Genomic DNA, 18,748 nt, shown 5'->3' on the forward strand with positions numbered 1-18,748 from the left:
AGGAGGCTTGCCACCGCGTTGGAGCTATATATAGTTATCCACAGGCTAGGGCGAGATCCTCGCTCTGGTGCTGGGTACAGTAGACAGGGTAGGGAAATTTGACCCATGGACGGCGATTTTCGAACTGAATTCACCCGTGAACCGGGGAAATTAAAACAGCATCCTGCATTGGTTTTGAATGCGGATTATCGGCCACTTTCCTATTATCCTTTGTCTCTGTGGCCATGGCAAGAAGCCATCAAGGCCGCATACCTTGATCGCGTTGATATTGTTTCGGAATATGACCATGTTGTGCATAGCCCGTCGATGGAAATTCGCGTGCCCTCGGTCGTGGTTTTAAAGGAATATGTCCGCCCAAAAGCGAGCGTTGCTTTCACTCGTTTTAACCTGTTTTTGCGGGATGAGTTTAAGTGTCAATATTGTGGCGCACGTGGGGACCTTACGTTTGACCATGTGATTCCACGGGCGGCGGGCGGAATCACCAGTTGGCAAAATGTTGTGGCGGCCTGTTCGCCCTGCAACCTGAAAAAGGGCAGTAAATCTTTGCGCCAGTCGACGATGCATCTCAGAAAGACGCCCTGTCAGCCAGAAGTGGCTCAAATGCAAAACACCGGCCGTAAATTCCCACCAAATTTCCTGCATGATAGCTGGATGGATTTTCTGTATTGGGACACCGAATTAGACGCTTAAACGCAGGTTAGCCCGAACAGCTTGCGCCCCCAAGCACACAGAATTTCGCACAATGCGGATGGTTGAGCTGCACGCTTTTCTCGGCCTGTTCTAGTGTTTCGCCGAGTTCAAATTCGGGCGAATAAGGCAGGAGTGTACAGGCCAAAACGGCAGGTTTTTCAGCCCCTTTACGTTTCACAACCATGCGGGAGCTAGAGCACATCACATTGGTTGTTGACACGTTTAAGATGTCCCAGCAAGCCGTTGTAATCTCAGGCACTTCGACGTTTTCATCCATCTCGGGAAACAAAACACATTGCGAGGGGTTTTGGGCGTCGATAGCAAAGCCATGCGCGAGGAAAAGGTCGCCGTATCCCGCGCGGGATTGCGCTTCGGTTTCGTCCCACATCATGCGTCCCGCGCTGGCGATTTGCGCGTTTTGCTCGCTGAGCCATGCCATGCCCTCAAGGGTGCGCGTATATGCGCCGGCCCCGCGCACATCGTCATGGTTTTTCATGTCGTAGTGATCGAGGGAAATTCGAAATGTCAGCTTGTCTCTGTATTTGGAAACCAGCGATTTAATCCCTTGTTGCATCGCTGGCCGCATCATCGGCTGCATCGCATTCGTCAGGACCAAAACCTCATAACCCGCTTCCAAGCTGCGGGTCAAAATCTCGATCATTTCTGGATTCATAAAGGGCTCGCCACCCGTGAATCCGATCTCGCGAGCGCCCCATTTGCGCGCAACCAGTTGCGCCAAATACGCGCTCACCTCATCGGCTGAAATGTAAACCAATGCATCATTCTTGGGCGAACTATCGATATAGCAGTTCACACAAGCAATGTTGCACAGCGTTCCCGTGTTAAACCAAAGCGTCTCTGGATTGGTGAGGGCAACCTGTGCACGTTCGTCGCCTTTGGCGGTCACAAAAGGATCTTGAAACTTCCCAATGTTCGCGGTGTGGATGGACGTAGCGTGTGTCGGCTGATCTTTCATGGGGCAACTTTCCTGTTTTATTGACTGGTATCGGGTCCAACATTGCGCGAAAAGCTAAAAGAAACAGCCTGACAGAGTTGTGATAGAATACTTGCGTGCTAGACTTGCGCGAAAAGGGGCGTTATTAAATTCGCAAGGACAATACGTTAGCGCTAACGGAGCAGGAGAAGTTCCCTGTTTTTTGAGCAATACAAACGAAATGAGGACCAAATGGTTTCGCGCGTCATCCCAGTGGAAGATTTCGATTTAGTTATTTTTGGTGGCACGGGCGATCTTGCCCGCCGCAAAATTCTCCCGGGTCTTTATCGTCGCTATAGGTCAGGGCAAATGCCCGAAGGGGCGCGGATTATTGGCGCGGCGCGTCAGGATCAGGATAGCGCGGTCTATCGCAAACTTATCGGTGCCGCGATCAAAGAGTTCGTGCCTGAAAAATACCGTGATTCCAAATCGATAGCGGGTTTTCAGGAACTTATTTCTTATATTGTGATCGACGCACAGGGCGCCGGCGGCTGGAGTGATCTTAAAAAGCTCACCCGCAAAGACGTGGTGAAAGCGTTCTATTTTTCGGTCGCACCGAGTTTGTTTGGTGATTTGGCCGAGCGTTTGCACACGTATAAAATCGCAGATAGCCAAAGTCGGATTGTGGTGGAAAAGCCATTTGGCCGCGATTTGGCATCGGCGAAGGCGCTGAATGCTGTCTTGGCCGAGCATTTTGATGAAAGCCAGATTTACCGCATTGACCATTATTTGGGCAAGGAGACCGTTCAAAACCTCATGGCTGTTCGGTTTGGCAACATTTTGTTTGAGCCACTTTGGAACAGCCAATATGTCGATCACATTCAGATTACGGCCGCAGAAACCGTCGCTGTTGGCAGCCGTGGAGCCTATTACGATAAATCCGGTGCCATGCGGGACATGGTTCAAAACCACTTGATGCAACTTTTGTGTTTGATCGCAATGGAGCCGCCAAACGAGTTTGAGCCAGACGCCGTGCGCGACGAAAAACTCAAGGTCATCCGCGCGCTAGATCCTGTGAATTCGAGTGACATCGTGCGCGGGCGCTACGAGGCCAACAAGGACGGTCCGTCCTATCTTGAGGAATCGGGAAATCCGGATAGCAGTACCGAGAGTTTTATCGCCATGAAGGTGAATATTTCCAATTGGCGTTGGAAGGGTACACCGATTTATCTGCGGACGGGCAAACGCTTGCGTGCGCGCACCAGTGAAATCGCCGTAGTTTTCAAAGACCCGCCCCATTCTATTTTCGGCAAACAAGAAGGGCGTCGCGGCAATGTTTTGGCGATCCGCCTTCAGCCAAACGAGGGCATGACCCTGCGTGTGACCATCAAAGAACCCGGTCCCGGCGGTATGCGTTTGATGGAAGTGCCCCTTGATATGAGCTTCGCCGATGCGCTTGGGGCCGATGCGGAAGATACGCCCGATGCCTATGAGCGTCTGATTATGGACGTGATCCGCGGCAACCAAACCCTCTTTATGCGTGGCGATGAAGTTGAAGCGGCTTGGGCGTGGACAGACCCGATCATCAACGAATGGCAGGAGCGTGGGGACATGCCAAAATCCTATGATTCCGGAAGTTCGGGGCCAGAAGATGCTTTGATGTTGTTACATAAAGACGGGCGTCGTTGGAGAGAGATTAAAGAATGAAGTTTGTCGAATATTCCTCACGCGAGGCCTTAATGTCAGGCCTTGCGTCGCGCATCGCACAAGAGCTTACGGCCGAGATTGCGGAGACAGGATCGGCGGCGCTCGCTGTCCCGGGTGGTTCAACGCCGGGTCCAATATTTGACGCACTTTCTCAGGTGGATTTGCCGTGGGAAGATGTGTCGGTTCTGCTTGGGGATGAACGTTGGGTTCCCGAAACGAGCGAGCGCTCAAACACGGCTCTTTTGCGTCGTCGGTTGTTGCAAAACAAAGCTGCAAGGGCAACACTTTTGCCGCTTTATGCACCCGCAGATCGGCCTGAGGATCGCCTCAACGAACTCTCCCAAGCTATTGAAAACGTACTCCCTTTATCTGTTTGCGTGATGGGGATGGGCGCAGACATGCATACGGCGAGTATATTCCCTGAAGCGGATCTATTAGCCGAGGCGTTCGCTCCTGATGCCCCGGTCCTTCTGCCGATGCGCGCCCCCGGTGCTCCCGAACCACGGATTACGTTGACGGCCCGTGTTTTGGCTGGATCAAAGCACCGTCATATCCTGATTACGGGCGCGGAAAAGCGGGCGGCGCTTGAACGTGCCATTCTTATTAATGATCCGATGAAAGCGCCAATCTGCGCGGTTTTGTCTGGGGCTACCATTCATTGGGCGGACTAAAATGACTGTTGATTTTTCGGACCTTCAGACTCAGGCCAAAGCGGTAAAATCCCGCCGAATTACGGATTTGTTTACTCAAGATCCTAAGCGCGCGCAGGAATTCTCGACCCGAATTCCGTCGGACGGCGGCGAGATGTTGTTTGATTTTTCAAAAACCAACATTGATGCGGCAACGATGGAAATGCTGTTGGCGCTTGCCCAAAACGCCAATCTTGCGGAACGTCGTTCGGCGATGTTCACAGGCGAAGCAATCAACGAAACAGAGGGGCGCGCGGTTTTGCACACGGCCCTGCGCAATCTTGCCAATCGGCCAATCTATGTGAACGATGAAAACGTAATGCCAGGTGTCCTTGCAACTCTTGCGCGGATGGAATCCTTTGCGTCGGATGTTCGAAACGGGACGTTTCAAGGGCAGGGGGGCAAAATCACCGACGTCATTAATATTGGTATTGGAGGCAGCGATTTGGGTCCCGTCATGGCGACGATTGCGATGGCCCCATTTCACGATGGCCCGCGAATTCATTATGTTTCAAACGTTGATGGTGCGCATATTTCCGATGTCCTAGAAGGACTTAACGCTGAAACCACGCTGGTTCTTGTGGCGTCGAAAACCTTTACCACCATCGAAACCATGACAAATGCCCAAACCGCACGAGATTGGATGGCGAAAACGGTAAGCGATCCCGCTGCACAATTTGCGGCCTTGAGCTCGGCTGAAGAAAAAACCGGTGCTTTTGGTATTCCGCCCAACCGCGTGTTTGGTTTTGAGGACTGGGTTGGCGGTCGGTATTCCATTTGGGGTCCAATTGGTTTGCCGCTCATGATTGCCATTGGCGCCGACAATTTCCATGGGTTTCTCTCGGGGGCGGAGGCGATGGATCGCCACTTCTGCGAGGCGGATTTGGCAGAAAACCTGCCCGTTCTATTGGCTTTGGTCGGGATTTGGCACAATCAAGGCTGTGGGTACGCGACCCGCGCGGTTTTGCCCTACGAGCAGCGATTGCTCCGCCTTCCTGCCTACCTTCAACAGTTGGAAATGGAGAGCAACGGCAAATCCGTTGCGATGGATGGTTCGCGTCTTGATGCGCCGTCGGGACCTGTTGTTTGGGGCGAACCTGGCACCAATGGACAGCACGCATTTTACCAACTTATCCACCAAGGTACACGCGTGATCCCTTGCGAATTTATGGCGGGAAAACAGGGGTTTGAGCCAGAGTTAGCGCATCAACATCGCCTGTTGATGGCGAATTGTCTTGCTCAGTCTGAAGCGCTTATGATTGGGCGCTCGTTTGACGAAGCAAAGGCCCTTATGTCTGCAAAAGGCCTTACGGGAACGGAGAGGGATCGCCAAGCGCGCCATCGTGTGTTTGACGGCAATCGTCCTAGCACGACGTTGATTTATCCTAAGCTTACCCCTTTTGTCTTGGGCCAAATCATCGCGCTCTATGAACATCGTGTGTTCGTGGAGGGCGCGATTCTGGGGTTAAATTCGTTCGATCAATGGGGCGTTGAGTTGGGCAAAGAATTGGCCGTTGCCCTTGAGCCGATCGTTGCTGGCCGAGAACCTGCAGACGCTAAGGACGGCTCAACACAGATGTTAGTCCAGTTTATTTTGGCGAATTAACCCGCACTAAGCTGTTTGAACAATAAGGTACCATCCACCAAATAGGAGGGCGGGGAAAACCACACGACAGACCTTGTCGAGTTTGAGCGCCGAAGACTCACGGTCTTTCATAACCAGAAGGCCCGCGACAAGGGCTTCGACAATCGAAAGGAATATCAGGAAGATCGCCCAGATTAAGGCCATATCCAATATCGTAAGATAACCCAGTTGGGGAAGGTTGTTTGCGACCGAAAGGTTGAAGGCAATTGAGGTCAGCATTGATGTCGCGCCAAGGCCGATTTGGAATTCGAACCGGCTGGGGGGTATCCAAAAAATTGCCCACGACATGAAAACGACAAACATCAAGAGAAGCATGACCCGATACAGGTAATAGTCCGGATTTCGGTCGGCATTTATGATTAATGTGATCAGGCTATGGTCTTCACCTGTTGCGCGAAATTGCGAGGTGCTTGCCACAATTTCGACGCCATGCACATTCCAACCCTCGATATTAAGAGTATCCGAAATCCAAGTATTTTCGACGTTTGCTGTTAGGACAACGTTGCGTGCGTCGGAGGCTTGGGTGGCGATTTTTATTTTAAAAGCTTGTTTATCAAAGGGAAACCGTTGCAAATCATGATAGCTTGAGATGTTCCCAGTATATCGTTGCTGATAAAAAACCTGTCCACCTTCGCCAACCATGACCTGATTTGCCGCGTTTTGGTTTAGGACACGCAAACTGGAAGAATTTATAAGGACCACGCGCGGAAACCACACTTCTGTTTTGCCAAAACGACACCCTTGGTAGCTTTCGAGACGGGGATCGACCCATGTAAATGTTGCAAATAAATCGATGTCTAACTGTTGGTCAACGTCGTTTACGCCAAGAAAATCAGCGACGATAATGGAGACATCTACATTGGTTACACCAGTGCCATTGTCGGGATGAACGCCGGTACGCATGTTAAACAAGCGACATTCATTCTCCGTTTTATCCAAAACGACATCGGCCTGCTGGGCCAACACAGAGCCAGAAGCGGCACTCCAAAGGAGCGCGGTCACAGCCAAATAAAGCGCCAAACGTTTCAGTTTTCATCCCCCGAGACACTGCATAGGTGCAGTTGGTTCGCGCCGTTTGCGCATCTTACATTGAAGTTTTTTTGGAAGACCTGTCAATCTCAGACTTGCAACCGCATGGTTTCAGTTGAAAATAAGTGCTCAATAACGCTTAACTGGCGCGGAGGGTTTTGGCCGCTCACTAGATGTTGAATTTTAAGATTTGAAAAAGAGATAGTGCATGACACATACAAAACTGGTTCTGAACGCTTTCGCCGTGGCGCGCAGCTATCTTAAGCCCCTTTTCGCAGTACATATGACGTTTCAATTGCTCGGCGCTGCCGTAATTGGTCCGGTGTTTGGCATTATTTTTGCGCTTGCCATTCAATTGTCCAACCAAAAAGCACTTACCGACATGGATATCGCAGCGTTCGTTTTGTCCCCAATTGGATTTATTATCTCTATTGTTGTTTTCAGCTTCGTGCTTGCGGCGGTTGTCCTCGACTTTACGGCTATGAGTTTCGTTTTGTTCACAAAAACGACGCATCCAGTTGTCGCGGTTCAAAGGAGCCTCGGTTTTGTCATGTCCAATTTTTTCAGGCTGGTTTGGTTTTGTAACGGGCTTGTTTTGAGGGTTTTTGTCATTGTCACACCATTTCTGGTGGTTGCCGCTGGGATCGGCCTCAACAAACTCACTGAATTTGACATCAATTATTATCTTACCTATTGGCCGCCCGAGTTCATCCGTGCGGTGGGGATGATCGCCGTATTGCTTGTTATTATGGTGGGGATTCTGTTGTTTTTTCTTTCTGGCTGGGCGATTGCATTGCATCTTTATCTCGCACGCGACCTCAAAGTAGGGCTGGCGTTTATAGAAAGCCGCCGATTGTTGGCTGGGAAGCGGTTCGGTCTCGTCGTCAATATCGCCCTTTGGGCACTGATCCGTTTTGCAATCCTCACGGTAATTGCGTTGATCTTCACCAAACTGACGTCCGTTTTACTGGATCATGCGGCGATAAATCTACGTTTAATGGTTGGCGTTCTGCTGCTCGAATTCTTAGTTTGGGGAGGCGTTTATATGGTTGCCTCAGCGTTCGCGAATGGGGCCTTGGCCGAAATACTCTTGCGCACTTATTCCAAGGCCACAAAGACCGCTTTTAGCGAGGCTATCGGTGAAAATACCGTGGAGGTCACTTTTAAAACGCCTCTTTGGGCGATACTCGCTGGCGCCGTTGGGGTGGTGACTTTGGGAGTATTCCTCACAGGCGCCATGCTTGAGAAACTCGATAAAACTTCGCAAGTGGAGATTATTGCCCATCGTGGAGCTGCGAATTTACGTCCGGAAAACACAATGGCCGCCGTAGAAAAGGCGCTGGAGGATGGTACTGATTGGGTTGAAATCGACGCGCAGGAATCCGCCGAGGGAGAATTGATCATCGCCCACGATTCCGATTTTATGAAGCTCGCGAACCAGCCAATCAAAACATGGGAGGTATCGCGCACGGAATTGGATGCGATAGATATTGGGAGTTGGTTTGATGCCCAATATGCTGATGAACGCACCCCCTTGCTGCGGGATGTGCTGCAGGCCGCCAAGGGGCGCGCAAAAGTGGTCATCGAGCTGAAATATTATGGCCATGATGTGGATATTGAAGCCGAAGTTATTCGGATCGTCGAAGAGGAAGGTATGGCAGAGCAGGTGTCGCTTATGTCGTTGAAATACCCTGCAGTTTTGAAGCTTAAGGCAATGCGTCCCTCGTGGACTGTTGGTGTGTTGGCCGCAAAGTCTGTGGGGAATGTCGCCCGTTTGGAGGCCGATTTTCTAGCTTTGAACGCGGGACAAATCTCACGACAACTCATTCGTCGGGCACATGCGCAAGGCAAGGATGTGTATGCATGGACGGTTGATGATCCCGTGCAAATGTCAAGTTTGATCACGATGGGGGTTGATGGGCTGATCACGAATGATCCCGCACTCGCGCGCCGCGTTTTGGAGTATAACAACGACCTCACGGCTGCGGAACGTTTGGTGCTTTGGGTTGCAGACTTTATCCAGTTGTCCCCGTTGAATTTGATCGCTGATAGCACAGATGCGTAAATCCGTTTTGGTTGCTTGGCTGTTTTGCATCGGGGTTCCAGTCGTTGCAGAACAATCTATCCAACCTGAGAGCACTTGGGAGGAGGTCGGTCGGTGGATTGAAACGCCGCACCACGAAAAACTGCTACGGCTTAGAAGGGACCCAGCGACTTCGATCGCGCCTTTCACAACCGACGGGTGTAGTGGCGGGATGTCGGCGACTTGGGCGCCGGTGGCCCAGATTATACCAGGGTTCGCTGAAAACTATTCAGAATCGCCGCCGTGGGAGGCGTGTTGTGTGGTCCATGACCAAGCGTATTACAATGCGAGCGATACACAGACCGCGTTTGAAAGCTACAATGCGCGTTTGAATGCGGATAAAACATTGATGCAGTGTGTATTGCAGGACGGCGTTCAGCGACGCGACACTCTCGCCGAAGAGTTTTCAATCGACACAAGCGTCGTTGATCAGGCCTACACCTTAATCGCCAAAGGAATGTACCAAGCGGTTCGTTTGGGCGGCGGCCCCTGTAGCGGATTGTCGTGGCGGTGGGGGTACGGTTATCCATCCTGCCTTTGGAGTAATTAGCGGTACGTCCAGCGCTCCTCAAGTAAGAAGTTATGCCCTTTGAACGGATGACGCGTTGAGGTGGTTAAAACAACTCCACATCATTCGCCGGAGCGGCAACAACAACTTGTTCAACGGGTGACGTTCCAACAATTTTTTGTAAAACGCGACCGCTTGAAGGCCAAAATTGAATACGACGTGCCATGGTGCCCCCAAGGTTTTTGGCCTCGCAAAGAATTCCCTCTCCCCGAAGAAACTCTTGGGCGAAAACAGCATTTCGCTCGCCGATATTCGACAATCCAGCGACCATCCGCGCGCCGCCAAAAAGTTTTGCCCGAATACGTGATTTTACAGCGCCAGATTTGATCATCGCGTTTATCAAGACTTCCATGGCGTTGACGCCATGCATTTGTGAAATCGATGTTGTCGAGAGATCTTGGGGCAATAATATATGGTTCATTCCACCAATTGCGGCCTGTTCATCCCAAAGGCAGGTCGCGACACATGATCCCAAAACCGTTGAAATCAGGTCGTTTTCGGCCGACGAAACAGCGTGTTCACCTTGTGAAATATTTATCACATTCTGAAAAGCACCGTGCCTTGCGTCCGCGTTCATTTACTAACTCTCTTTCGTTCTTAGACAAATTTGAAGCCGTGGCTCCGTGACATCTGTTTTGAACCCTAAAAATTAATAACACGCTTCATTTTATGATTTTCTGAAAATTATCTGGCAATATTCCAACGACGCGCGTTGGAATTACTTGTGTCGAATGAAGTAGAATGTTCCGTCATCCGCGGTCTCTTGCCCCAGAAACTCATGGCCGGATTCACTGCAAAAATGCGGAACGTCGATTCCCGCGGCCGGATCATTTGCAAGAAGGCTTAGGACTTGGTTTTTAGCCATTGATTTCAAAGCTTTTTGAGCTTTGAGGACGGGCAGAGGGCAAAGGAGCCCAAGGGCATCAAGGGTGATATCAATATGCATCCGCAGAATTTATCGGCCTGTGCTTCCCGAGTCTATAACCTGTTTCAAGTGAATTGAATTTTCCACAAGGAGGGGCTTATTTTTGTCAGGTTTCTTGTCTAGATTAGGTAAACAATGAACAATTGAGGCTTCCCTTGTCGCAGTCCGAATCGCCAAAGCTACCCTCATTAAACCAAAACTCAGCCCAATCGGTTGTCGTTAAACGCAGGCGTGTTTTTTATATTCCTGGTTATGACCCCTTTCACCCACGGCGCTACCGCGAACTCTACCGCGCGGAAGCGATGAAACAAGCTGAAATTTCTGGTTATAATATTGAAACAAAAGGGAAAATAGGGAGTTCTGGCCCCTTCGGCTGGACGGCAACTGCGACAATAGAGGGCGCACAAGTGACCGCGGACGTCTCTGTGCTGGTGTGGTCAGATATTGTGAAGTCGTCGATGGGGCACGGGATTGTGGCGACCTATTGGCAGATGCTGATCACGTCGTGGATTTACATATATTCGGGGGCGCTTAGGCGGCTTATGTGGCTGCGCAAGGGGCCGATTATTGCCGCATTATACCCGATCGCGATCCTTAGCGTGCAATTTTTTGTGGCTATCACGGTCGCGTCCGTTGTTGGCTCGGTTTTATCGACCTATGTTTATCCCCGCGCCGGATGGGTGACTTTTATCCCCATCGTTATCTATATTTTGCGCTGGTTCCATGCGCGCGATAGCAAGATTTACGCCTATTATCTGATGCATGATTTCGCGCATACGGCGCAAAACTGGGGGGCGTATCCGCCAAAAATGGAGGAGCGTTTCGAAGCGTTTCGCGCCCAAATTGCACAGGCGCTTACAGAAAACTACGACGAGGTGTTGATCGTTGGCCATTCCTCTGGCGCACATATTGCGGTGTCGATTGTTGCGGATTTGTTGCGGGCAAATCAAGGGCCAAAACGGGGCCATGTCCTTGGATTGCTGACCCTTGGACACGTGGTTCCGATGGTGAGCTTTCTGCCCAAGGCGACACGATTACGCGGTGATTTGGCGATGCTTTCAACGCGCGCCGATATTACGTGGGTCGACGTTACCGCGCCGGGCGATGGTTGCTCGTTTGCTCTGTGTGACCCCGTTGCCGTCTCTGGGGTTGCCCCGCAAAAGGCGCGTTGGCCGCTTGTGTTCTCGGCGGCATTCACCCAATCACTTAGCCCAGAACGGTGGCAAGAGTTAAAACGAAAGTATTTCCGCCTGCATTTTCAGTATCTTTGCGCCTTTGATCGTCCCAAAGACTATGACTATTTTCAAATTACAGCGGGCCCAAAAACGTTGAGCGCGCGTTATCGTGACCGTCCTGCCTCTCGTTCACGCCTTGATGTCGCGGCCTCGGGTTACACCGACGTATGACCGTCACACCTCCCAAACCCACAGCCCGCGCGGAGAAAATAAGCCTGTTTAAATACGCGCGTGCGTTTCGGCGTGATATCCTCTCTGCACAACCCGCGAAATTGTATCGCGCTTGGATGGCCGAGTTCAAAACACCTTTTTTCCGCTCGTTTCTCATCAATGATCCCAAGTTGATTGCGCAGGTTCTTAAGCGCAATCCCGAACATTTTCCCAAGTCGGATCGCATTCGTGAAGGCTTGAAACCTATTCTTGGAAATTCGGTTTTTCTGACCAATGGGGAAGTCTGGAAACAACAGCGACGCATTATTGATCCGGCTTTTGAAGGTGGGCGTCTGCGCGATACCTTTGGCGCAATGAACGCGGCTTGCGAAGATGCTGTGGCAAGATTGCTCAAGATGGCACCAAGGGAAATTGAGATAGAGGAAGCCGCCAGCTTTGTGGCTGCGGATATCATTTTTCGCACGTTGTTTTCTATTCCGATCACCCACCGCACCGCGGCCGAAGTTTTCACTCAATTTCGCGCCTATCAACGCAATCAGCCGATCTTGAACCTTGCAGCCTTTGTGCCGCTTCCACGATGGATGCCGCGATTTCACCGTCGAAACACCAAAAAAACGGCGCGTGCCATTCGGTTGTTGATTGGCGATCTGGTTGCTCAACGGGCGGGTGAAATTGCGGCAGGGACCGCGCCGGATGATTTGGCGACCAAGATTATGACCACCAGAGACCCGCAAACCGGTGCGAAGTTCAGCGCCGAGGAAATGGTCGATCAGGTGGCCATCTTCTTCCTTGCGGGGCATGAAACGAGTGCCAGTGCCTTGGCATGGGCGCTGTATCTATTGGCTATCGATCCAGATATGCAAAACCGCGTCGCCGAAGAGGTTGCGCAGGTTATTCCTGAACGGGATATTGCGTTTTCCGACATCGGAAAATTACGCCTGACCCGCGATGTGTTTCGCGAGGCACTGCGTTTGTATCCCCCTGTTCCAATGATGGTTCGTGAGGCCGCGTGTCCGCAGGAGTTTCGCAATCGAGACGTACCTACAGGTGCTCAGATCGTATTGTCGCCGTGGCATTTGCATCGCCACGAACGGCTTTGGGAACGGCCAGATGAATTTGATCCAGATCGGTTCAAAACCGAAAACGGGAAGACCTGCCTGCGCGAGGCCTATATGCCGTTTTCTGCAGGACCGCGCGTGTGTACGGGGGCAGGGTTTGCCATGATTGAAGGGCCGCTCTTGTTGGCGAGTTTCGTACGGGCGCTTAAGTTTAGCCCTGTCGCTGGCCACATTCCCGTTCCGGTCGCCCATCTTACGGTGCGCGCCAAAGACGGGATTTGGCTTGAAATCACCCCGAGATAGTGGAATTTGCGCGATAATGCTGTAAAATATACAGACGGATCGCCGAAGCGAGCCCCATATCCAACCCACGCGCGGCGTCAATTTCGGCGGCTAATGCATTGATCGGAATTTTACGTTTGTCGGCAATCTCGCGGAACGACAGCCAAAATTCGTCTTCAAGAGAAACGCTTGTTCGGTGACCATTTAATGTTAGGGATCGTTTTCTAGGTCTTCTACTCATAAATTATACACAACGTCCCAAATCCAATGGAGTGGCCGCCCTTATCCTAATGCCTCTTTAGAACCGCTCCCCAAACCCTTGCATCTCACTTGTATTCAAACAACACATTCTTGCATTTCTTTCCAAAAGGGAAAGGCCGATGCAGCACCATGTGATGTATCTGTCAGGGGAGGCAATTCTTTGCTCTTCTGTGAGAATGACGTCAGAGCCTTAAAATTTCGTATAGACATGAAAATGAAATTGGCTGGAGGGATCAGGCACCTTGTCATCGATTATTCGTGATCAAATTCCGTATCAACCACATGTTGATCCAGCATTTTTTGCGCCCGCGTGTTTTTGGTCGCTTGCAACAGGCGGTCCGCCTTTGTGACGCCTGCGGAGGCGGTATTTTTCTCCGAATCCGCACGTTTTTCGTCCCGCGCACGTTGTTTGCGTGCGCGGGCGAGGTTGATTAATTTTTGCATTAAGGTTTGGGGCCGATCATGTTTTCCGGACGCACAACCGCATCAAACGTCGCCTCATCCACAAAGCCCAGTGCAATGGCTTCCTCTTTCAAGGTCGTGCCGTTTTTATGGGCTGTTTTGGCCACTTTCGTCGCGTTGTCATAGCCGATTGTTGGCGCGAGTGCGGTTACCAGCATCAGGGATTCGTTCATGATTTTGGCGATACGCTCTTTGTTGGCCTCAATGCCCACCACGCAATTGTCGGTGAAGGCCGTGGAAGCATCGCCCAAAAGTTGCATAGATTGCAAGATGTTATAGGCCATCATTGGGTTGTAAACGTTGAGTTCAAAGTGCCCCTGACTGCCTGCAAAACCAACGGCGGCATCGTTGCCAAAGACGTGGATGCAGACCTGAGTGAGGGCTTCGCATTGGGTTGGGTTCACTTTGCCCGGCATGATCGAGGAGCCAGGTTCGTTTTCTGGCAACATCAATTCACCCAAACCACAGCGCGGACCCGAGCCCAAAAGGCGGATGTCGTTGGCGATTTTGAACAGGCTGGCGGCGACAGTTTTCAACGCACCCGAGAACATAACGAGGGCGTCATGCGCTGCGAGGGCTTCGAATTTGTTGGGCGCAGTCACGAAGGGCAGGTCGGTGATTTTGGCCATGTTTGAAGCGACTTGTTCGCCCCAACCCGCAGTTGTGTTGAGGCCGGTACCGACGGCTGTGCCGCCCTGTGCCAATTCGTAAATGTCGGGCAAAGTGGCTTTGACGCGCTCGATGCCTTTTTTGAGTTGGTGTGCATAGCCCGAAAATTCTTGGGCCAATGTGAGGGGCGTCGCGTCCATTGTATGGGTGCGGCCGATTTTGATGATGCCGTCGAATTCCACGACTTTGGCCTCTAGCGCCGCGTGGAGTTTTTCCAAACCGGGGAGCAAGACATCCCGCGCCATCATCGCGGTGCCGATGTGCATTGCGGTTGGGAATGTGTCGTTTGAGGACTGGCCCATGTTGCAATGATCGTTGGGGTGGACAGGGTCTTTTGAACCGATCACGCCGCCGAGAATTTCAATCGCGCGGTTGGCGATCACCTCGTTGGAGTTCATGTTGGATTGGGTGCCGGACCCTGTTTGCCACACAACCAGTGGGAAGTTGTCGTCAAACTTGCCGTCGATCACTTCGCCCGCGGCTTTAACGATGGCGTCGCCGCGTGTTGCATCCAGCGCGCCGTTGGTCATGTTGGCTTGCGCGCAGGCCATTTTAATCACCCCGAGGGCACGGACAATCGCAAGAGGCTGTTTTTCCCAACCAATGGGGAAATTCATCAAAGAGCGTTGCGTCTGAGCGCCCCAATATTTCTCAGAGGGGACCTCAAGCGGGCCAAAGCTGTCGGTTTCGGTGCGGGTATCTGTCATCAGTTTCTCCTGAGAAATCCTAGGGCCTAAGGGTTGCCACTCTATAGAATGCGTGCCGTTAAATTACAATTGCCACAACCGCGCAGGAGGCAAGAATTTGACTGGTGTGTACCCAGTGTTAAATCAGAAAAGTTTTAGGGAAAAGTCTCAAACTGGCCGCATTCCTGCGCAAACGGCGACTCCGGTTTGACATAAAATTAACCAGAGGGATCGTAAAGGTAGTGTCAACGCACAGGAGGATCAGGTGCAGGCGCAGAGTTTGACAACAGGACACGAGAGCTTTTATATCCGCTTGGAACGGATTGAACGCAACCATTCGCGGCAAAACGCGGCGGGGCGGGCAACTTCGCGGATGCGTCCCCCCTCAAAGGCAACGCGCACGCGGATGCCAAATATCGTCGCCCCCCGAGCCAAAGCGCCATTTATTCCCAAACCCACGCTCATTTCCCGTTTGAAATGTTGGTCGTATGGCTGCCTCATCGGCGGGGTTTTGACACTTGCAAAAACGGGTTTTGGAGACGTTGACGCGATGCATGGGCTGGCGGGTTTTTCGGCGGAATTGCTGTATAGCTCTATTTGGGTCGCCTATTTGTTTTTCTTTTTGGTCGCGTTGGCGGGGGTCTTTGGGCTGCGTCAAAGGCCTGCGTTTGCGCAGTTTTCCATCGCCCTCGGAACAACCATGCTGCTGGGCCTTCTGTAGACGAATGGAGGCCGTATAAGCCTCCATTGCGCGCCTTTAGGCTACCATCGCGATGGGGCGAACCACTTCAACCCCACTTTCAACATAGTCTTTGTTGGCCGCAAGAAGTTTTGCCAGAACACCGCGAAACTGCGCCTTCATCATCGGTATCATTAACGCCCCGAGAAGGCCGAACTTTGGGGTAAAATCCATCGTGAAGGTGAGTTCACTCCGGCTTGGTGACAGGCTTCTTACAATCAGCCCTGCAACGGCACGTTTGAGGGGTACGGTGCCGTCGTAAATGTCGACTTCCATGCTTTCCCCCGCTTTATACGCAATGATCCGTTCCAAAACATGGTTTTTACCGTCGGAAAAATCGCACCGACGCTCTGCGCCAAGGCCGGTCTCTTTGCTGTTGTTGATCAGGGAGGAGGAATTTAGGTTCGGATTGTAAATTTGGATGTCACCAAAGGTGTCCCATGATTTCCAAACGCGGTCTGCGGGGGCATTGTAGGTTTGTTTGAGGATGATTTTAGCCATGATGATCTCCAGTATTGAACATGTGTCCAAAACATAAAGAAAGTCATGTGGTGCTTAAATAGTCCAAAATGGGGCGTGGCGGATCAGATGCGTACCACCTATTTGCGGAACGAGTCCAAACTAACCACTTCGGCTTCGATGGGCTCCTGAGGGACATCTTCGGCCATTGGCGCTTCTGCATTATCGGCGTCTTCGGTCTCGTCGTCGTGTTCTTGGCTTTCAAAGCGCAGGCCAAACTCGACCGACGGATCGACAAAGGTGATGATCGCGTCATAGGGAATATAGAGCGTTTCAGGTGTGCCACCGAATTTCATCCTGACGGTAAATCCGTCATTGGTGACATCGAGACCTTCAAACCAGTTTTGCATCACCACGGTCATTTCGCCCGGATAACGATCAGAAAGCCAATCCGCGATCTCGACGTCGGGATGCAATGTATCAAACGTGATGAAAAAATGGTGCGAACCCGGAAGGCCGTCGCGTTGCACATTTTCCAATACTTTTTGGATCAGACCGCGCATGGCGTCATGCATGAGGTTTCCGTAGTCGATAAATTGAGACATGTGTCGCCCCCTTATGCAGCGCGTGAAGTTAATTCGATCATATGCTGCCCCCTCGGCGAATAAAAGGGGCCGCGCTGCCTTTTTTCATGCAATCGTCACGCAAGCTATAGAAATGACAGGCCCAAACCCGCGAAGGCAACGATAAGAAGTGTTTTGCCCATACCCACATTTAAGCGCAGCATGAGGAGGGCAGCAAAGGCAGAAAGGGCGGCTGCAGACCAGTTCAGGCTGTGCAAATCAGGAGTTAATAGGTGGATCGGACCGAGGCTTGTGGGGGTGACTCGCTCAAATACGACATGCAGGGCGAACCAGATCGAGAGGTTGAAAATAACCCCAACCACGGCCGCCGTTATGCCCGACAGGGCCGCAGCAAGGCGCGGGCGGCTGCTGATTTGCGCCAAGTAGGGGGCCGCTGTGAAAATCCACAAAAAACACGGGATGAAGGTTGTCCAAAGCGCCACAATCGCGCCCGCAATTCCAAGCCAGAAGCCGCCTGCATTGAAGGCCGCCTGAAAGCCCACGAACTCTGTCACAAGAATCAGAGGGCCCGGCGTTGTTTCGGCAAGACCGAGGCCATCCATCATGGTTGCCGTCGAAATCCAGCCTTTTTGCACCACAACTTCTTGGGTCATATAGGCCAGTACCGCATAGGCGCCGCCAAAGGTCACCACCGCGAGTTTTGAAAAGAACAACCCGATGGACGTGAGTAGTTTTGCCCCCGTCAGGTGCAACAAAAGCAGGGGGAAGAGCCAAAGGCTGCCCCAAATCGCGATGGTGCGGGCAGGGTGTGCGGATTTGGGTTGTGTGATTGCCACAGGAGGCACGCTTTGTTTGGGTAAAAAGACCACGCCCGCGAGTGCTGCCGCCGCTACGATCAAAGGATAAGGGAGGGCTAGAAAAAAGATGCTCACGAAACTTGCCGCCGCAATCGCCCATGCCGCGCGGTGTTTGAGGGCACGTTTGGCAACTTTGAGCAGGGCTTGGATCACGATCACCACAACGGCGGCTTTGACCCCAAGGAAAAGCGCTTCAACCAGAGGGACATTACCATAGAGCGCATAGAATATGGCCAGTGCCAATACGACCAACGCTCCGGGGATTACAAACAGAGCCCCCGCCATCAGGCCGCCACGCACCCCGTGCAACCGCCATCCCGCATAGGTGGCCAATTGCATCGCTTCAGGGCCAGGAAGCAGCATACAAAACGACAAGGCCGACAGGAATTGCTCTTCGCTCAACCACGGGCGCTCCTCCACCAGCTCTTTGTGCATCACCGCGATTTGCGCTGCGGGGCCGCCAAAAGACAAAAGCCCGATACGGGCAAAAACACGGGTAGAATCGGAGAATGTCGGAGTCATTTCGGCCCTGTCGGTCTGGATTTCTCAAGAGGTAACAGGTTGAGTTGCCGCTGTTAAGGCGGGGATTGACGTGGTCCGAAATTGTGTGATGCGGGAGGGGTTAGGGAGCGTGGGTTTACGACGAGCCGCCATACGAAGGGTTGAACGTATGGGGCACGCTATACTGGATGGTTTTGCGCGCTGTTTCTGGGTGGCGCACATTTGCCACGATGGAGGATGCGGCCAAAAGTATGGACGCGGAAGCAAGGATAAAAGCGATGTTTCTCATAGGACTGCCTGACTCTTTTTTAGCCATTTGATCCGGCGCAGAAAGAAAAACAAGCCATGACATTTTCGTGATTAAAAATGCGCGACAGATTGCCCATATCGAGCGGAAAAGCGCTTGAGGTCGTGAGAAATAATACAAGGGGAGTAGGTGCAGGTTTCTGTTGCCAAAAAGTCCTGTTACATGGCCGACTCTCAACTATTTGAATTTGCTTAACAAAATGATTCA

The 18,748-nt window shown here is 51.8% G+C and carries 20 protein-coding genes; 9 read left to right on the plus strand and 11 right to left on the minus strand.

Going from position 1 to position 18,748, the window contains the following annotated elements; genetic code table 11:
* The first annotated feature begins 105 nt into the window (after window positions 1–105).
* Window positions 106–690 carry an HNH endonuclease gene (locus AB9F26_RS05820; protein WP_369767526.1) on the plus strand — a complete coding sequence of 195 codons (585 nt, stop codon included), beginning with the start codon at window positions 106–108 and terminating at the stop codon, window positions 688–690.
* A 7-nt stretch (window positions 691–697) separates the two neighbouring features.
* Here the strand turns inward: AB9F26_RS05820 and AB9F26_RS05825 are convergent, their stop codons facing one another.
* The gene (locus tag AB9F26_RS05825; RefSeq protein ID WP_369767528.1) at window positions 698–1,666 is read right to left on the minus strand and encodes a radical SAM protein; all 969 of its coding nucleotides are present in this window, start codon (window positions 1,664–1,666) and stop codon (window positions 698–700) included.
* Window positions 1,667–1,876: 210 nt separating this feature from the next.
* On the opposite strand from AB9F26_RS05825, the gene zwf reads away from it, so the two are divergent.
* Genes zwf through pgi form a run of 3 tightly spaced genes read left to right on the plus strand, consistent with a single transcriptional unit; the run spans window position 1,877 to window position 5,626 of the window.
* Entirely contained in the window at window positions 1,877–3,331 is a 1,455-nt protein-coding gene (gene zwf, locus AB9F26_RS05830; protein WP_369767529.1) for a glucose-6-phosphate dehydrogenase, read from the plus strand.
* The gene (pgl, locus tag AB9F26_RS05835; protein ID WP_335584897.1) at window positions 3,328–4,002 is read left to right on the plus strand and encodes a 6-phosphogluconolactonase; all 675 of its coding nucleotides are present in this window, start codon (window positions 3,328–3,330) and stop codon (window positions 4,000–4,002) included. Before zwf ends, pgl begins: the two co-directional genes overlap by 4 nt.
* A gap of 1 nt (window position 4,003) precedes the next feature.
* Window positions 4,004–5,626: a glucose-6-phosphate isomerase gene (gene pgi, locus AB9F26_RS05840; RefSeq protein WP_369767530.1), complete on the plus strand. Its 1,623-nt coding sequence runs from the start codon at window positions 4,004–4,006 to the stop codon at window positions 5,624–5,626.
* A gap of 6 nt (window positions 5,627–5,632) precedes the next feature.
* Here the strand turns inward: pgi and AB9F26_RS05845 are convergent, their stop codons facing one another.
* Entirely contained in the window at window positions 5,633–6,667 is a 1,035-nt protein-coding gene (locus AB9F26_RS05845) for a hypothetical protein (RefSeq protein WP_369767531.1), read from the minus strand.
* Window positions 6,668–6,902: 235 nt separating this feature from the next.
* Between AB9F26_RS05845 and AB9F26_RS05850 the strand changes: the two genes are divergently transcribed.
* Window positions 6,903–8,759: a glycerophosphodiester phosphodiesterase family protein gene (locus AB9F26_RS05850; RefSeq protein WP_369767532.1), complete on the plus strand. Its 1,857-nt coding sequence runs from the start codon at window positions 6,903–6,905 to the stop codon at window positions 8,757–8,759.
* Window positions 8,752–9,327 (plus strand): hypothetical protein, encoded by a 576-nt coding sequence (locus tag AB9F26_RS05855; protein WP_335584901.1) that lies wholly within the window; start codon window positions 8,752–8,754, stop codon window positions 9,325–9,327. Before AB9F26_RS05850 ends, AB9F26_RS05855 begins: the two co-directional genes overlap by 8 nt.
* 64 nt (window positions 9,328–9,391) lie before the next feature.
* Here the strand turns inward: AB9F26_RS05855 and AB9F26_RS05860 are convergent, their stop codons facing one another.
* Together AB9F26_RS05860 and AB9F26_RS05865 are read right to left on the minus strand one after the other, a co-directional pair.
* On the minus strand, window positions 9,392–9,922 hold the full coding sequence (locus AB9F26_RS05860) for a chemotaxis protein CheD (RefSeq protein WP_335584902.1): 531 nt from the start codon (window positions 9,920–9,922) through the stop codon (window positions 9,392–9,394).
* Between the two features lie 141 nt (window positions 9,923–10,063).
* A complete protein-coding gene (locus AB9F26_RS05865; RefSeq protein WP_369767534.1) occupies window positions 10,064–10,291 on the minus strand; it encodes a sulfurtransferase TusA family protein in 228 nt (75 codons plus the stop codon).
* 281 nt (window positions 10,292–10,572) lie between these two features.
* Here AB9F26_RS05865 and AB9F26_RS05870 point away from each other — a divergent pair, with 281 nt between their 5' ends.
* Window positions 10,573–11,676: a hypothetical protein gene (locus tag AB9F26_RS05870; protein WP_369767535.1), complete on the plus strand. Its 1,104-nt coding sequence runs from the start codon at window positions 10,573–10,575 to the stop codon at window positions 11,674–11,676.
* A complete protein-coding gene (locus AB9F26_RS05875; protein WP_335584905.1) occupies window positions 11,673–13,037 on the plus strand; it encodes a cytochrome P450 in 1,365 nt (454 codons plus the stop codon). Before AB9F26_RS05870 ends, AB9F26_RS05875 begins: the two co-directional genes overlap by 4 nt.
* On the opposite strand, the gene AB9F26_RS05880 is transcribed toward AB9F26_RS05875, so the two are convergent.
* The 3 genes from AB9F26_RS05880 to fumC form a co-directional block, all read right to left on the minus strand.
* Window positions 13,024–13,257 carry a ribbon-helix-helix domain-containing protein gene (locus tag AB9F26_RS05880; RefSeq protein ID WP_335584906.1) on the minus strand — a complete coding sequence of 78 codons (234 nt, stop codon included), beginning with the start codon at window positions 13,255–13,257 and terminating at the stop codon, window positions 13,024–13,026. The genes AB9F26_RS05875 and AB9F26_RS05880 overlap by 14 nt on opposite strands.
* A 272-nt stretch (window positions 13,258–13,529) precedes the next feature.
* Window positions 13,530–13,721: a DUF4169 family protein gene (locus AB9F26_RS05885; protein ID WP_039002249.1), complete on the minus strand. Its 192-nt coding sequence runs from the start codon at window positions 13,719–13,721 to the stop codon at window positions 13,530–13,532.
* Window positions 13,721–15,115, minus strand: a complete 1,395-nt coding sequence (fumC, locus tag AB9F26_RS05890) for a class II fumarate hydratase (protein ID WP_369767536.1) — start codon at window positions 15,113–15,115, stop codon at window positions 13,721–13,723. The genes AB9F26_RS05885 and fumC overlap by 1 nt, the downstream gene beginning before the upstream one ends.
* A 244-nt stretch (window positions 15,116–15,359) precedes the next feature.
* Here fumC and AB9F26_RS05895 point away from each other — a divergent pair, with 244 nt between their 5' ends.
* Window positions 15,360–15,815, plus strand: a complete 456-nt coding sequence (locus AB9F26_RS05895) for a hypothetical protein (RefSeq protein WP_369767537.1) — start codon at window positions 15,360–15,362, stop codon at window positions 15,813–15,815.
* Between the two features lie 36 nt (window positions 15,816–15,851).
* On the opposite strand, the gene AB9F26_RS05900 is transcribed toward AB9F26_RS05895, so the two are convergent.
* From AB9F26_RS05900 to AB9F26_RS05915, 4 genes are all read right to left on the minus strand, one after another.
* The gene (locus tag AB9F26_RS05900; RefSeq protein ID WP_369767538.1) at window positions 15,852–16,334 is read right to left on the minus strand and encodes an SRPBCC family protein; all 483 of its coding nucleotides are present in this window, start codon (window positions 16,332–16,334) and stop codon (window positions 15,852–15,854) included.
* A gap of 98 nt (window positions 16,335–16,432) precedes the next feature.
* A complete protein-coding gene (locus AB9F26_RS05905) occupies window positions 16,433–16,897 on the minus strand; it encodes an SspB family protein (RefSeq protein ID WP_369756202.1) in 465 nt (154 codons plus the stop codon).
* Between the two features lie 104 nt (window positions 16,898–17,001).
* Entirely contained in the window at window positions 17,002–18,255 is a 1,254-nt protein-coding gene (gene chrA, locus AB9F26_RS05910; RefSeq protein WP_369767539.1) for a chromate efflux transporter, read from the minus strand.
* Between the two features lie 115 nt (window positions 18,256–18,370).
* The gene (locus tag AB9F26_RS05915) at window positions 18,371–18,523 is read right to left on the minus strand and encodes a hypothetical protein (protein ID WP_156477500.1); all 153 of its coding nucleotides are present in this window, start codon (window positions 18,521–18,523) and stop codon (window positions 18,371–18,373) included.
* Window positions 18,524–18,748: the final 225 nt, after the last annotated feature.

It is taken from the genome of Falsihalocynthiibacter sp. BN13B15, from assembly GCF_041205415.1.
Taxonomy (GTDB): domain Bacteria; phylum Pseudomonadota; class Alphaproteobacteria; order Rhodobacterales; family Rhodobacteraceae; genus Falsihalocynthiibacter; species Falsihalocynthiibacter arcticus.

Coding starts and splice junctions, on each gene's coding strand:
- AB9F26_RS05820 (WP_369767526.1), top strand. CDS start 106: ATGGACGGCGATTTTCGAACTGAATTCACCCGTGAACCGGGGAAATTA.
- AB9F26_RS05825 (WP_369767528.1), bottom strand. CDS start 1,666: ATGAAAGATCAGCCGACACACGCTACGTCCATCCACACCGCGAACATT.
- zwf (WP_369767529.1), top strand. CDS start 1,877: ATGGTTTCGCGCGTCATCCCAGTGGAAGATTTCGATTTAGTTATTTTT.
- pgl (WP_335584897.1), top strand. CDS start 3,328: ATGAAGTTTGTCGAATATTCCTCACGCGAGGCCTTAATGTCAGGCCTT.
- pgi (WP_369767530.1), top strand. CDS start 4,004: ATGACTGTTGATTTTTCGGACCTTCAGACTCAGGCCAAAGCGGTAAAA.
- AB9F26_RS05850 (WP_369767532.1), top strand. CDS start 6,903: ATGACACATACAAAACTGGTTCTGAACGCTTTCGCCGTGGCGCGCAGC.
- AB9F26_RS05855 (WP_335584901.1), top strand. CDS start 8,752: ATGCGTAAATCCGTTTTGGTTGCTTGGCTGTTTTGCATCGGGGTTCCA.
- AB9F26_RS05860 (WP_335584902.1), bottom strand. CDS start 9,922: ATGAACGCGGACGCAAGGCACGGTGCTTTTCAGAATGTGATAAATATT.
- AB9F26_RS05865 (WP_369767534.1), bottom strand. CDS start 10,291: ATGCATATTGATATCACCCTTGATGCCCTTGGGCTCCTTTGCCCTCTG.
- AB9F26_RS05870 (WP_369767535.1), top strand. CDS start 10,573: ATGAAACAAGCTGAAATTTCTGGTTATAATATTGAAACAAAAGGGAAA.
- AB9F26_RS05875 (WP_335584905.1), top strand. CDS start 11,673: ATGACCGTCACACCTCCCAAACCCACAGCCCGCGCGGAGAAAATAAGC.
- AB9F26_RS05880 (WP_335584906.1), bottom strand. CDS start 13,257: ATGAGTAGAAGACCTAGAAAACGATCCCTAACATTAAATGGTCACCGA.
- AB9F26_RS05885 (WP_039002249.1), bottom strand. CDS start 13,721: ATGCAAAAATTAATCAACCTCGCCCGCGCACGCAAACAACGTGCGCGG.
- fumC (WP_369767536.1), bottom strand. CDS start 15,115: ATGACAGATACCCGCACCGAAACCGACAGCTTTGGCCCGCTTGAGGTC.
- AB9F26_RS05900 (WP_369767538.1), bottom strand. CDS start 16,334: ATGGCTAAAATCATCCTCAAACAAACCTACAATGCCCCCGCAGACCGC.
- AB9F26_RS05905 (WP_369756202.1), bottom strand. CDS start 16,897: ATGTCTCAATTTATCGACTACGGAAACCTCATGCATGACGCCATGCGC.
- chrA (WP_369767539.1), bottom strand. CDS start 18,255: ATGACTCCGACATTCTCCGATTCTACCCGTGTTTTTGCCCGTATCGGG.
- AB9F26_RS05915 (WP_156477500.1), bottom strand. CDS start 18,523: ATGAGAAACATCGCTTTTATCCTTGCTTCCGCGTCCATACTTTTGGCC.